At 73.2% G+C, this 12,822-nt stretch carries 10 protein-coding genes and 1 pseudogene; 10 read left to right on the top strand and 1 reads right to left on the bottom strand.

All coding sequences use genetic code 11. The features are described from left to right. The first annotated feature begins 96 nt into the window (after positions 1 to 96). A complete protein-coding gene (locus tag ACIRR8_RS17855; protein WP_404065220.1) occupies positions 97 to 1,056 on the top strand; it encodes an EamA family transporter in 960 nt (319 codons plus the stop codon). Between the two features lie 245 nt (positions 1,057 to 1,301). On the opposite strand, the gene ACIRR8_RS17850 is transcribed toward ACIRR8_RS17855, so the two are convergent. Beyond that, positions 1,302 to 2,024 (bottom strand): NUDIX domain-containing protein, encoded by a 723-nt coding sequence (locus ACIRR8_RS17850; RefSeq protein WP_404065217.1) that lies wholly within the window; start codon positions 2,022 to 2,024, stop codon positions 1,302 to 1,304. Positions 2,025 to 2,147: 123 nt separating this feature from the next. On the opposite strand from ACIRR8_RS17850, the pseudogene ACIRR8_RS17845 reads away from it, so the two are divergent. From ACIRR8_RS17845 to ACIRR8_RS17805, 9 genes and pseudogenes are all read left to right on the top strand, one after another. Then, positions 2,148 to 2,279, top strand: a pseudogene (locus ACIRR8_RS17845) (TetR family transcriptional regulator); the annotation flags it as partial. A 135-nt stretch (positions 2,280 to 2,414) separates the two neighbouring features. Beyond that, entirely contained in the window at positions 2,415 to 3,221 is an 807-nt protein-coding gene (locus tag ACIRR8_RS17840; protein ID WP_404065214.1) for a TIGR03084 family metal-binding protein, read from the top strand. Then, positions 3,218 to 4,948, top strand: coding sequence for an acyclic terpene utilization AtuA family protein (locus ACIRR8_RS17835; protein WP_404065212.1), 1,731 nt, complete (start codon positions 3,218 to 3,220; stop codon positions 4,946 to 4,948). Before ACIRR8_RS17840 ends, ACIRR8_RS17835 begins: the two co-directional genes overlap by 4 nt. Next, a complete protein-coding gene (locus tag ACIRR8_RS17830) occupies positions 4,945 to 6,543 on the top strand; it encodes an acyl-CoA carboxylase subunit beta (protein WP_404065209.1) in 1,599 nt (532 codons plus the stop codon). Before ACIRR8_RS17835 ends, ACIRR8_RS17830 begins: the two co-directional genes overlap by 4 nt. 31 nt (positions 6,544 to 6,574) lie before the next feature. Next, positions 6,575 to 8,551, top strand: coding sequence for a biotin carboxylase N-terminal domain-containing protein (locus tag ACIRR8_RS17825; protein ID WP_404065206.1), 1,977 nt, complete (start codon positions 6,575 to 6,577; stop codon positions 8,549 to 8,551). Next, complete coding sequence (locus tag ACIRR8_RS17820; protein ID WP_404065203.1) at positions 8,548 to 9,732, top strand: acyl-CoA dehydrogenase family protein; 1,185 nt, start codon at positions 8,548 to 8,550, stop codon at positions 9,730 to 9,732. The genes ACIRR8_RS17825 and ACIRR8_RS17820 overlap by 4 nt, the downstream gene beginning before the upstream one ends. Before the next feature lie 143 nt (positions 9,733 to 9,875). Beyond that, positions 9,876 to 11,468, top strand: a complete 1,593-nt coding sequence (locus ACIRR8_RS17815; RefSeq protein WP_404065200.1) for a 4-coumarate--CoA ligase family protein — start codon at positions 9,876 to 9,878, stop codon at positions 11,466 to 11,468. Beyond that, positions 11,465 to 12,199, top strand: coding sequence for an enoyl-CoA hydratase family protein (locus ACIRR8_RS17810; RefSeq protein ID WP_404065197.1), 735 nt, complete (start codon positions 11,465 to 11,467; stop codon positions 12,197 to 12,199). The genes ACIRR8_RS17815 and ACIRR8_RS17810 overlap by 4 nt, the downstream gene beginning before the upstream one ends. Next, positions 12,187 to 12,795: a TetR/AcrR family transcriptional regulator gene (locus ACIRR8_RS17805; RefSeq protein WP_404065195.1), complete on the top strand. Its 609-nt coding sequence runs from the start codon at positions 12,187 to 12,189 to the stop codon at positions 12,793 to 12,795. The genes ACIRR8_RS17810 and ACIRR8_RS17805 overlap by 13 nt, the downstream gene beginning before the upstream one ends. Positions 12,796 to 12,822 lie beyond the last annotated feature (27 nt).

Raw genomic sequence — 12,822 nt, 5'->3', positions numbered from 1 at the left:
CAGAAGTCATTTCACGGGACGCGCGCGGGTCTCTACCGTGGGTGGGCGTGAGGGCCCCGAGGCCCGCCTACCCCTCGTACCTCCGGAAGGCCGCCCGTGAACGTCCAGCCCAGCGCTTCCGAGCCGGCCGCCGCCGCAGCCGTCGCCGTACCCGAGGCGGCACCCGCCCTGGACGCGGCCGGCCGGAAGGACCCCGGTCCCGGGAAGGGCGGGGCGCTGGTGCCGGTCGTGCTGGTGGTCGCCGGTGGCCTCTCCGTCCAGTTCGGCTCGGCCGTCGCGGCGCTGCTGATGCCGAAGGCGGGCGCGCTGGGCGTCGTCACGCTGCGGCTGGCGGCTGCCGCGCTGATCCTGCTGGTGGTGTGCCGGCCGAAGCTGCGCGGCCATTCGCGCGCGGACTGGGGCACGGTTGTCGCCTTCGGCGTCGCGATGGGCGGCATGAACACGCTGTTCTACCAGGCGCTGGACCGGATCCCGCTCGGTATCGCCGTCACCCTGGAGGTGCTCGGCCCGCTCGCGCTCTCCGTCTTCGCCTCGCGCCGCCTGATCAACGTGGTGTGGGCCGGACTCGCCTTGGTCGGAGTGGTCCTGCTCGGCGGCGGAGGCTTCGACCGCCTGGACCCGGTCGGTGCGGCGTACGCACTGGGGGCCGGGGCGATGTGGGCGGCGTACATCGTCTTCAGCGCCCGCACCGGCCGCCGCTTCCCGCAGGCGGACGGGCTGGCCCTGGCGATGGTGGTGGCGGCGGTCCTCTCGCTGCCGCTCGGCATCTGGGAGTCCGGCGCGAAGCTCACGGTCCCGTCCACCGTGGCGCTCGGCGCGGCGGTGGCGGTCCTCAGCTCGGTCCTCCCGTACACCCTGGAACTCATGGCCCTGCGCCGCCTGCCCGCCTCCACCTTCGCGGTGATGATGAGCCTGGAACCGGCGATCGCGGCCACGGCGGGCTTCCTCATCCTCGACCAGGCCCTGTCCACGACGGACGCCCTCGCCATCGCCCTGGTCATCGGGGCGAGCATGGGGGCGGTACGCGGCCAGGCGCGGGTGCGGCGCAAGGAGTGATCCGCGGTCGTGCCGGTGATCAACGGCATACGGCCCGTTCCTTGATGTGCTGGTACACCGACTCATCCGTCTCCTCGGGTGCGAGCGGACGCCCGCTGTCGAAGACAGGCGACTCCCGGCCGCACTTCGGCCGCTCGGCGTCCGGTCGCCCTACCAGCTCTTCCCGGACGCCCATTTCCCCTTCGCGGTGACCGGAGTTGCCGCCCCGCCCTACGGAGAGCGGTGCGCGGGTCTCCACCGTGCGGTCACCAGGTGCAGCGCGCCTGAAGGTCGGTGATGGAGTCGGCGAGCTCGGCCGGGCGCTCCGGCCACCCCGTCCGGTGCCAGTGCTCGATCCGCCAGGACAGCCGGCGCGGCCAGAGCGGAGTGGCGGGCAGCTCGTCCACGGGGATCCAGACGAGGGTGCCCCCGTAGGTGTCCAGCGTCTCGGGGGCCCCGAGACGCCCCTCGGCCGCCATGAGGAAGTAGTGCTCGTGCCGGCCCTCCTTCCAGACCCGCGCCACCTCGCGCCCGACGCTCCCGTGGAGACCGGTCTCCTCGCGGAGCTCCCGTACGGCGGCCTCCTCGGGCGTCTCGCCCGGCTCCACCCCGCCGCCCGGGATCTCGAAGTGCGGGCCGCCCTCGTCCGGTTGCCGGAAGTGGATGAGCAGCATGTGCCCGTCGCGGATCACGATCGCCCCGGCCCGGACCCGTACGGGAGGGACGGCGGCCGGATCGTGCACCGCGACCTCCACCGCCCCGCACGGGCCGGACCCCTCCGCCCAGGCCCGCAGGACGGCCTCCGCCGTGCCGGCCGGCCACATGCGCGCGTGCAGGGCCTCGTCCAGGGAGAGCGCCCGCAGCGGGCCCGGGGGCGGTGTCGTCGTACCGGGGAAGGCGTAGCGGAGGAATCCGTCGACGTGGCGCTCCTCCAGGATGAGCCGGTCGCCGTCGAAGTGCGGGTTCACCAGGTGCGGTTCGGCAGTCATCGGCGGAGGTTAGCAGCGGCGGCCGGTGCCAGGCGGGCGGCGGGAACGGGAAGCGGACATGGTCCCCGGGCCTCAGGCGGGTGCCGGGAACGGGCAGCGGACACCGGTCCTCCTCCGACACCTCCCGCAGCCGCCGCCCTCGCCGCCTTCGACACCGTGCTGCGGCGCTGGAGCGACAGCGGCGGCGCCGAGGATCCCGCCGCGCTGACGGACCGGGCCTTCGCCGTCCTCGCCCCGGCGCTGGACACGCCTTAGGCCTTTCCGTCCCCGGGTGGCGCGGTGCCGTCCCGGAGGCGGTCGCCGGGCAGAAAATCATGCAAGCGTGCTTGATTGTTTCCTGATCCGCTGCCATGCTCCTGGGCACCACACCCGGTCCCGAGGGGAGCGCACGTGTCCGATGTCGCAGCGGTGGTCGACGATCTGCGCGAGGAGAGCGACGAACTCGACGCGCTGGTAGCCACGTTGGAGCCGGGCCGATGGCGTGGCCCGACCCCCGCCGAGGGCTGGACCGTCGCCCACCAGATCGCGCACCTCGCCTGGACCGACGAGGTCGCGCTGCTGGCGGCCACCGAGCCGGACCGGTTCGGCGACGAGGTGGCCAAGGCGCTCGCCGCCCCCGAGGCCTTCGTCGACCGGGCCGCAGAGGCGCTGCTCCACGCGCACGCCCCGGACGCCCTGCTCGCCCGGTGGCGGGACGGGCGGCAGCGGCTCGACAAGGTGCTGCGGGACGCCCCCGCCGGGACCCGGATCCCCTGGTACGGGCCGCCGATGAGCGTCGCGTCCATGGCGACCGCCCGGCTCATGGAGACCTGGGCCCACGGCCAGGACATCGCGGACGCCCTCGGGGCCACCCGTACCCCCACCGCCCGACTGCGGCACGTGGCGCGGATCGGCGTACGGGCCCGGAACTACGCCTACGCGGTACGGGGGATCGAAGCGCCGCGGGAGGAATTCCGCGTCGAACTGCGCGGGCCGGGAGACGAGTTGATCGCGTACGGTCCCGAAGGCGCCGCCCAGCGTGTCACCGGCCCGCTCCTCGACTTCTGCCTCCTGGTCACCCAGCGCGCCCACCGCACCGACCTCGCCGTCACCGCAGAGGGGCGAGAGGCCGACCAGTGGCTCTCCATCGCCCAGGCCTTCGCCGGGCCTCCCGGACCCGGTCGCCTGCCGCGCGCGGAGCGGGACGGACTCCGATGAGCGACGCCCCCGCGCCCCTGCGCATCGGGAACGCCTCCGGCTTCTACGGCGACCGCTTCGACGCCGTTCGCGAGATGCTCACCGGTGGCCCGCTCGATGTCCTCACCGGCGACTACCTCGCCGAGCTGACCATGCTCATCCTCGGCCGCAGCCGCCTCAAGGACCCGGAGAAGGGGTACGCCACCACCTTCCTGCGCCAGCTGGAGGAGGGACTCGGCCTCGCCCATGAGCGCGGCGTGCGGATCGTCACCAACGCCGGTGGCCTCAACCCGGCCGGACTCGCCGACGCCGTGAGGAAGTTGGCGGCCACGGTCGGCGTCCCGGTCACCGTCGCCCATGTCGAAGGCGACAGCCTGCCCGTGCCGGACGGGTTCCTCACCGCCAACGCCTACCTCGGCGGCGCCGGGATCGCCGCCTGCCTGCGGGCCGGCGCCGACATCGTGGTCACCGGCCGGGTCACCGACGCGGCCCTCGTCACCGGCCCGGCCGCCGCCCACTTCGGCTGGGGCCCGGACGACCTGGACGCGCTGGCGGGGGCCGTGGTCGCCGGGCACGTGCTGGAGTGCGGTACGCAGGCGACCGGCGGGAACTACGCCTTCTTCGGGGAGCACGACGTGCGCCGGCCCGGCTTCCCGCTCGCCGAGATCCACGCCGACGGATCCGCCGTGATCACCAAGCACGCCGGTACGGGGGGCGTCGTCGACGTCGGGACGGTCACCGCCCAACTCCTGTACGAGACCGGGGGAGCCCGGTACGCGGGACCCGACGTCACCGCCCGTCTCGACACCGTACGGCTGACGCCCGACGGCCCGGACCGGGTCCGCGTCGACGGCGTACGCGGCGAGGCCCCGCCGCCCACGCTCAAGGCCGGGCTCACGCGGCTCGGCGGCTGGCGCAACGAGGTCGTCTTCGTGCTCACGGGCCTGGGCACCGAGGCCAAGGCGGAGCTGGTGAAGGAGCAGTTCGCCGAGGCCTTGGAGCGCGGCGGCGGGCGGCCGCCGGCCGAGGTGCGCTGGGAGCTGGCCCGTACCGACCGTCCCGACGCCGACACCGAGGAGCGGGCGAGCGCGCTGCTCCGGCTCACCGTCCGCGACCAGGACGCGGAGGCTGTGGGCCGGGCGGTCTCCGGGGCCGCCGTGGAGCTGGCTCTCGGCAGCTACCCGGGCTTCCACGTCACCGCTCCGCCGGGGAAGGGCGCACCGTACGGAGTGTTCGAGGCCGTCCACATACCGACGGCGGCGGTCGAGCACACCGCCGTGCTGCCGGACGGAAGCCGCACCACCATCGAACCGCCCCTCCGCACGCTGGAGTTGGCCGAGGCCGATGACCCGCCGCTGCCCGACCCGTACCCTTCCGGCCGCCCCACCCGCCGCGCGCCGCTCGGGCTCCTCGCCGGCGCCCGCAGCGGGGACAAGGGCGGCGACGCCAACGTCGGTGTCTGGGTCCGGGACGACGACGCGTGGCGGTGGCTGGCGCACGAGCTGACCGTCGAGCGCTTCCGCCAACTCCTGCCGGAGACGGCCGAACTGACCGTCGTCCGCCATGTCCTGCCCAACCTGCGCGCCCTGAACTTCACCGTGCACGGCCTCCTCGGCGAAGGTGTCGCCGCGCAGGCCCGGTTCGATCCGCAGGCCAAGGCGGTGGGGGAGTGGCTGCGGTCGCGGTGGCTGCCGATCCCGTCGGCGCTGCTGGACGAAGCCGATCCCGTACCGGAGGTGACCGCATGACCGTCCTGCCGACCGCGCTCGACACCAACAGTCCTGAATACGCGGCGAATCGGGCCGCTCTGCTGGAGAAGCTCACCGCGCTGGAGGCCGAGCACGCCAAGGCTCTCGCGGGCGGCGGCGAGAAGTACGTCACCCGCCATCGGGGGCGCGGCAAGCTCCCGGCCCGCGAGCGGATCGAGCTGCTCGTCGACCCGGACACGCCGTTCCTGGAGCTGTCACCGCTGGCCGCCTGGGGCAGCGACTACGCGGTCGGCGCCTCGCTCATCACCGGGATCGGCGTGGTGGAGGGCGTCGAGTGCCTGATCACCGCCAACGACCCGACCGTACGCGGCGGAGCCTCCAACCCGTGGACGCTGAAGAAGGCCCTGCGGGCCAACGAGATCGCCTTCGCCAACCGGCTCCCGTGCATCAGCCTGGTGGAGTCCGGCGGCGCCGATCTGCCCTCGCAGAAGGAGATCTTCATTCCGGGAGGTGCGCTGTTCCGGGACATCACCCGGCTCTCCGCCGCCGGAATCCCCACCGTGGCGGTGGTGTTCGGCAACTCGACCGCCGGAGGCGCGTACGTCCCCGGCATGTCCGACCACGCCGTGATGATCCGCGAACGCTCCAAGGTCTTCCTCGGCGGACCGCCGCTGGTGAAGATGGCCACCGGCGAGGAGAGCGACGACGAGTCGCTCGGCGGCGCCGAGATGCACGCCCGTACGTCGGGCCTCGCCGACCACTTCGCCGTCGACGAGCAGGACGCGATCCGCCAGGCCCGGCGGATCGTGGCCCGCTTCAACTGGCGCAAGGCACACGCCGACCCGGGACTCGCCGAACCGCCGAAGTACGACGAGGAGGAGCTGCTCGGGATCGTGCCGGGCGACCTGAAGGTGCCGTTCGACCCGCGCGAGGTGATCGCGCGGCTGGTCGACGGCTCGGACTTCGACGCGTTCAAACCGCTGTACGGGACGAGTCTGGTGACGGGCTGGGCGCGGCTGCACGGGTATCCGGTCGGGATCCTCGCCAACGCGCAGGGGGTGCTGTTCAGCGAGGAGTCGCAGAAGGCCGCCCAGTTCATCCAACTCGCCAACCAGCGGGACATCCCGCTCCTCTTCCTCCACAACACCACCGGCTACATGGTCGGCAAGGAGTACGAGCAGGGCGGCATCGTCAAGCACGGCGCGATGATGATCAACGCCGTCGCCAACTCCCGGGTCCCGCATCTGTCGGTCCTCATGGGCGCCTCGTACGGGGCCGGGCACTACGGCATGTGCGGCCGCGCCTACGATCCGCGCTTCCTCTTCGCCTGGCCGAGCAGCAAGTCCGCCGTCATGGGCCCGCAGCAGCTCGCCGGCGTCCTGTCGATCGTCGCCCGCGCGTCGGCCGCCGCGAAGGGGATGCCGTACGACGACGAGGCGGACGCCGGGCTGCGCGCGATGGTGGAGCAGCAGATCGAGGCGGAGTCGCTGCCGATGTTCCTGTCCGGGCGGCTGTACGACGACGGGGTCATCGACCCGCGCGACACCCGGACCGTCCTCGGGATGTGCCTGTCCGCGATCCACACCGCACCGGTCGAGGGCGCCCGTGGCGGCTTCGGCGTCTTCCGGATGTGACCCGCGCATGACGAATTCTCCCGGAGCCCTCATGACCATCACCACATTGCTCGTCGCCAACCGGGGCGAGATCGCCTGCCGGATCTTCCGCACCTGCCGTGACCTGGGCATCACCACGGTCGCCGTGTACTCCGACGCGGACGCCGACGCCCTGCACGTACGCGAGGCGGACCTCGCCGTACGCCTGCCGGGCGCCGCCCCCGCCGACACCTATCTGCGCGGCGACCTCGTCGTGGCCGCCGCGCTGGCCGCCGGGGCGGACGCCGTGCACCCCGGCTACGGCTTCCTCTCCGAGAACGCCGCCTTCGCCGCCGCCGTGCAGGACGCGGGGCTGGTGTGGGTCGGCCCGCCGGTGAAGGCGATCGAGCTGATGGCGTCGAAGACCCGGGCCAAGGAGCTGATGGCCGGGGCCGGGGTGCCGCTGCTGGCGCCGGTGGACCCGGCGACGGCGGGTGACGGCGATCTGCCGTTGCTGCTGAAGGCCGCTTCCGGTGGTGGTGGCCGGGGGATGCGGATCGTCCGCGAACTGGACTCCCTGGCGGGTGAGTTGCTGGCGGCCGCCGCTGAGGCCGCATCCGCCTTCGGCGACGGCGAGGTGTTCGCGGAGCCGTACGTGGAGCGGGGCCGGCACGTCGAGGTGCAGGTCATGGCGGACGCGTACGACACCGTGTGGGCGCTCGGGACCCGGGACTGCTCGCTCCAGCGCCGCCACCAGAAGGTCATCGAGGAGGCCCCGGCGCCCAGCCTGGACGACGCCCTGCGCACCCGGCTCCACGACGCGGCGGTGGCGGCGGCGCGGGCGGTCGGCTACCGGGGCGCGGGGACCGTGGAGTTCCTGGTCTCCGCCGAGGGCCGCCCGTACTTCCTGGAGATGAACACCCGGCTCCAGGTCGAACACCCGGTGACCGAGGCCGTGTTCGGGGTGGACCTGGTCGCGCTGCAACTGCGGGTGGCGGAGGGGGAGCCGCTGCCCGCCCCGGAGCCGCCGTCCTCGTCGGGCCACGCCGTCGAGGCCCGGCTCTACGCCGAGGACCCCGCGCGCGACTGGCAGCCGCAGACCGGAGCGCTGCTCACGCTGGAGGTGCCGGACGCGCCCGGCCTGCGCCTGGACACCGGGTACGCCGGCGGCGACACCATCGGCGTCCACTACGACCCGATGCTCGCCAAGGTCATCGCCCACGCCCCGACGCGCACGGAGGCGATACGCCTGCTGGCCGGAGCCCTGGAGCGCGCCCGTATCCACGGCCCAGTCACCAACAGGGCGCTCCTCGTGGGGTCGTTGCGTCACCCGGACTTCGTGGCGGCCCGCCTCGACACCGGCTTCTACGATCGTCACCTCGCCGACCTGACCGCGCCCGGAGACGGCGATCCCGCCACCGCCGCCCTCGCCGCCACCCTCGCGGACGCCGTACGCGCAACCACTCCCGGCTCCGGTCCCGCACCCACCCGCTTCGGCGCCTGGCGCAACGTCCCCTCGCAGCCCCAGGTCAAGCGCTACCGCCGCGAACCGGACGGCACCGAGCACGAGATCGCCTACCGCACTCCACGCACCGGCATCCCGCAGCCCTGCGGAGCGGACGGCGTCCGGGTCCTCTCCGTCACCGGCACCCGCGTCTCGCTCGAACTCAACGGCGTGACACGTCACTTCGACCTCACCTATGGCGGCGACCGCGTCCACGTGGACACCGCCGGAGCCTCGTACACCTTCACCGTCCTGCCCCGCTTCACCGACCCCGCCACCCGCACCGACCCCGGATCGCTCCTCGCCCCCATGCCCGGCACCGTCGTCCGCCTCGCGGAGGGCCTCGCCCCCGGAGCGGCCGTCGTGGCCGGGCAGCCGCTGATCTGGCTGGAGGCGATGAAGATGGAGCACCGCATCCTCGCCCCCGCCTCCGGCACCCTCACCGCCCTGCACGCCGCCCCCGGCCACCAGGTCGAGGTCGGCGCCCTGCTCGCCGTGGTCCAGGAGGACCCGGGCCCCGCCCCCGCAACGGAGGAGACCGCATGAGCACCGTCCGTACCGCCGTTCTCGAAACCGAAGAGCACCAGGCCCTGCGCGCCGCCGTCGCCGCCCTCGGCAAGCGGTACGGGCGCGACTACATGACCACCGTCATCCGCGAGGGCTCCCACACCCACGAGCTGTGGGCGGAGGCCGCCAAGCTCGGCTACCTCGGCGTGAACCTGCCGGAGGAGTACGGCGGCGGAGGCGGGGGAATGGCCGAACTCTCCATTGTGCTCGAGGAGTTGGGGGCCGCCGGGTCGCCGCTCCTCATGATGATCGTGTCCCCGGCGATCTGCGGCACGGTCATCGCCCGCTTCGGCACGGACGAGCAGAAGCGGACGTGGCTGCCGGGCCTGGCCGACGGCACGCTCACCATGGCCTTCGGCATCACCGAGCCGGACGCCGGTTCCAACTCGCACCGGATCACCACCACCGCCCGCCGCGACGGCACGGGACCGGACGCCGACTGGGTCCTCACCGGCCGCAAGGTCTTCGTGTCGGGTGTGGACATAGCCGACGCCACGCTGATCGTCGGCCGTACGGAGGACGCCCGGTCCGGCAAGCTCAAGCCCTGCCTCTTCATCGTCCCGCGCGAGACCGAGGGGTTCGGCCGCCGCCCGATCGACATGGAACTCCACGCGCCGGAGAAGCAGTTCGAGCTGGTCCTCGACGACGTACGGCTGCCCGCCGACGCGCTGGTCGGCGACGAGGACGCGGGCCTGCTCCAACTCTTCGCCGGGCTGAACCCCGAGCGGATCATGACGGCCGCGTTCGGCATCGGGATGGGCCGGTTCGCGCTCGGCAGGGCCGTCGAGTACGCCCGTACGCGCCAGGTCTGGAAGGACCCGATCGGCGCCCACCAGGCCATCGCGCACCCGCTCGCCACCGCCCACATCGACCTGGAGCTGTCGCGGCTGATGATGCAGAAGGCTGCCCGGCTCTACGACGACGGCGACGACATCGGGGCGGGCGAGGCGGCGAACATGGCGAAGTACGCGGCAGGCGAGGCGTGCGTGAAGGCCGTCGACCAGGCGGTCCACACGCTCGGCGGCAACGGCCTGACCAGGGAGTACGGCCTGGCTTCGCTGATCACCGCCTCGCGCGTGGCCCGGATCGCGCCGGTCAGCCGCGAGATGATCCTGAACTACGTCTCGCACCAGTCGCTGGGCCTGCCGAAGTCGTACTAGCCGTGCCAGGGGCGAAGAAACCCGTCCGACCTCTCCCCCTTTCCCTCCCCCAGGGGCGATTCTGACTCTCCGCACCACCCGCACGGCGTCCCGCGCCGCCTCCCGGGCAGCGCGGGCCACCGCGACGACAGGGGTTGACCGCCATGGTGTTCCGCAGTGAGTACGCAGATGTACCGGCCCTCGATGTGCCCATCCACGAAGCGGTCCTCGGCGAGGCGGCCGGCTTCGGTGACACGGTCGCCCTGATCGACGGGACGAACGGCATGTCCCTCACGTACGCCCAGCTCGACGGCTTCCACCGCCGCATCGCCGCCGCACTCGCGGAGGCCGGGCTCAGGAAGGGTGACGTGCTCGCCCTGCACAGCCCGAACACCATCGCGTACCCGGCGGTCTTCTACGGCGCCACCCGCGCCGGCGCCTCAGTGACGACGGTCCATCCGCTGGCCACGGCCGAGGAGTTCGCCAAGCAGCTGGCCGACAGCGGGGCGCAGTGGATCGTGACCGTCTCCCCGCTGCTGGAGACGGCCCGCCGGGCGGCCGAACTCACCGGCGGCGTCCAGGAGATCTACGTCTGCGACCAGGCGGAGGGCCACACCTCCATCCTGGACATGCTCGCCTCCACCGCGCCCGAGCCCGCCGTCGCCATCGACCCCGGCGAGGACGTGGCGGCGCTCCCGTACAGCTCCGGCACGACCGGCACGCCGAAGGGCGTGATGCTGACGCACCGGTCGATCGGGACCAACCTGGAGCAGCTGAGACCGTTCATCCCGATGGGGGAGGGTGACCGGATTCTGGCGGTCCTGCCGTTCTTCCACATCTACGGCCTGACGGCGCTCATGAACGCGCCCCTGCGCTGCGGCTCCACCGTCGTCGTCCTGCCGCGCTTCGACCTGGCGCAGTTCCTGGAGGCCATCCAGACGCACCGGATCACCGGTCTGTACGTGGCTCCGCCGATCGTGCTGGCACTGGCGAAGCACCCGCTGGTGGGTGAGTACGACCTGTCCTCGCTGCGGTACATCGTCAGCGCCGCCGCTCCGCTCGACGCCGAGCTGGCCCAGGCGTGTTCGGCCCGGCTGGGACTGCCGCCGGTGCGGCAGGCGTACGGGATGACGGAGCTGTCGCCCGGTACGCATGTGGTGCCGCTCTCCGTGGAGCAGCCGCCGCCGGGCACGGTGGGCAAGCTGCTGCCGAACACCGAGATGCGGATCGTGGCGCTGGAGGACCCGACGCGGGACGCGGAACCGGGCGAGGACGGCGAGATCCTGATCCGGGGCCCGCAGGTGATGAAGGGCTACCTCGGCCGCCCGGACGCCACCGCCGACATGATCGACGCGGACGGCTGGGTGCACACGGGGGACGTCGGCCGGGCGGACGAGGACGGCTGGCTGTACGTCGTCGACCGGGTGAAGGAGCTGATCAAGTACAAGGGGTACCAGGTCGCCCCGGCCGAGCTGGAGGCCCTGCTGCTGACCCATGAGCAGGTGGCGGACGCGGCGGTGATCGGCGTGTACGACGCCGAGGGCAACGAGATCCCGAAGGCGTTCCTGGTCCGGGGCCCGGCGGCGGAGAGCCTCACCACGGACGACGTGATGGCGTACGTCGCCGAACGGGTCTCGCCGTACAAGAAAGTGCGGCAGGCCGAGTTCGTCGCGGCGGTGCCCCGGGCGGCCTCCGGCAAGATCCTCCGGCGCGAGCTGCGCGACCGGGAGAAGGCGGAGAAGACGGAGGAACGGTGACTCTGATCGCACGGGCGCGGGACCGGGGTGTGGCGACGCTGACCCTGGACTCCCCGGCCAACCGCAACGCGCTCTCGGCCGCGCTGGTGGCCGAGCTCCGGGAGGCGCTGGCGGCGGCCGCCGCCGACGACACCGTACGGGCGGTGATGCTGGCCCACACCGGGTCGACGTTCTGCGCCGGGGCGGATCTGAAGGCGCCACCGGACCCGGAGGCGTTCGTGGGGCTGATGCGGGAGGTCGTGGCGCTGCCGAAGCCGGTGGTGGCCCGGGTCGACGGGCACGTCCGGGCGGGGGGCCTCGGCCTGCTCGCCGCGTGCGACATCGCGGTGGCGGGCGAGGCGTCCTCCTTCGCGCTCACGGAATCGCGGCTGGGCCTGGCCCCGGCGGTCATCTCGCTGACGCTGCTGCCGCGCGTGGACCGTACGGCCGCGAACCGCTACTACCTCACCGGTGAGCGGTTCGACGCGGCGGAGGCGGCACGGATCGGCCTGGTCACGGTGGCCGCAGAGGACGTGGACAAGGCGCTCGTACCGGTCCTGGACGGGCTGCGCAGAGCGTCACCGCAGGGGCTGGCCGCATCGAAGGAGCTGGTCACGGCTACGGTGCTGAGGAGCTTCGACCAGTACGCCGAAGACCTCATCGCCCGATCCGCCGCGTTGTTCGCCTCCGACGAGGCGAGGGAGGGGATGACGGCCTTCCTCGAACGACGGGACCCGGCATGGGTGCGGTGACCTCTTCCTCCTCTGCTTCCCGGGCTGCTCACGCGCCCAAGCAGGACCGCAGCCGGGCGACCCGGCAGCGGCTCCTGGAAGCGGCGGTGGCCTGCCTGGCCGAACACGGCTGGGCGGGCTCCACCGTCTCGGTCGTCGCGGAGCGGGCCGGGGTCTCGCGCGGTGCGGCCCAGCACCACTTCCCGACCCGCGAGGACCTGTTCACGGGGGCGGTGGAGTACGTGGCGGAGGAGCGGTCCGCCGCCTTGCGCGCGCTCCCCGTGCAGGGCCGCGCGGAGGTGGTCGCGGCGCTGGTGGACCTGTACACCGGACCGCTGTTCCGGGCCGCGCTCCAGCTCTGGGTCGCCGCCTCGAACGAGGAGCAGCTGCGCCCGCGCGTGACGGAGCTGGAGGCGCGGGTCGGCCGCGAGACGCACCGCATCGCCGTCGAACTCCTGCGCGCCGACGAGTCCCGCCCCGGCGCCCGCGAGACGGTCCAGGGCCTGCTGGACATGGCCCGCGGCCTGGGCCTCGCCAACCTCCTCACCGACGACACGGCCCGGCGCGCGCGGGTGGTGGCGCAGTGGGCGAGGCTGGTGGAGGAGGGGCTGGGGTGAGGCCGGTCCGGGCGGGTACGGACGGTT

Origin of the sequence: Streptomyces sp. NPDC101178, assembly GCF_044767965.1 — a bacterium.
GTDB lineage: Bacteria > Actinomycetota > Actinomycetes > Streptomycetales > Streptomycetaceae > Streptomyces.
Note: the sequence above shows the minus strand (reverse complement) of the source record. Positions and strands in the feature narration are given on the sequence as shown.

Excerpts from the sequence above, each read along its gene's own strand:
- ACIRR8_RS17850 (WP_404065217.1), bottom strand. The coding sequence starts at position 2,024 with ATGACTGCCGAACCGCACCTGGTGAACCCGCACTTCGACGGCGACCGG.
- ACIRR8_RS17835 (WP_404065212.1), top strand. The coding sequence starts at position 3,218 with ATGAGCGACGCCCCCGCGCCCCTGCGCATCGGGAACGCCTCCGGCTTC.
- ACIRR8_RS17830 (WP_404065209.1), top strand. The coding sequence starts at position 4,945 with ATGACCGTCCTGCCGACCGCGCTCGACACCAACAGTCCTGAATACGCG.
- ACIRR8_RS17825 (WP_404065206.1), top strand. The coding sequence starts at position 6,575 with ATGACCATCACCACATTGCTCGTCGCCAACCGGGGCGAGATCGCCTGC.
- ACIRR8_RS17820 (WP_404065203.1), top strand. The coding sequence starts at position 8,548 with ATGAGCACCGTCCGTACCGCCGTTCTCGAAACCGAAGAGCACCAGGCC.
- ACIRR8_RS17815 (WP_404065200.1), top strand. The coding sequence starts at position 9,876 with ATGGTGTTCCGCAGTGAGTACGCAGATGTACCGGCCCTCGATGTGCCC.
- ACIRR8_RS17805 (WP_404065195.1), top strand. The coding sequence starts at position 12,187 with ATGGGTGCGGTGACCTCTTCCTCCTCTGCTTCCCGGGCTGCTCACGCG.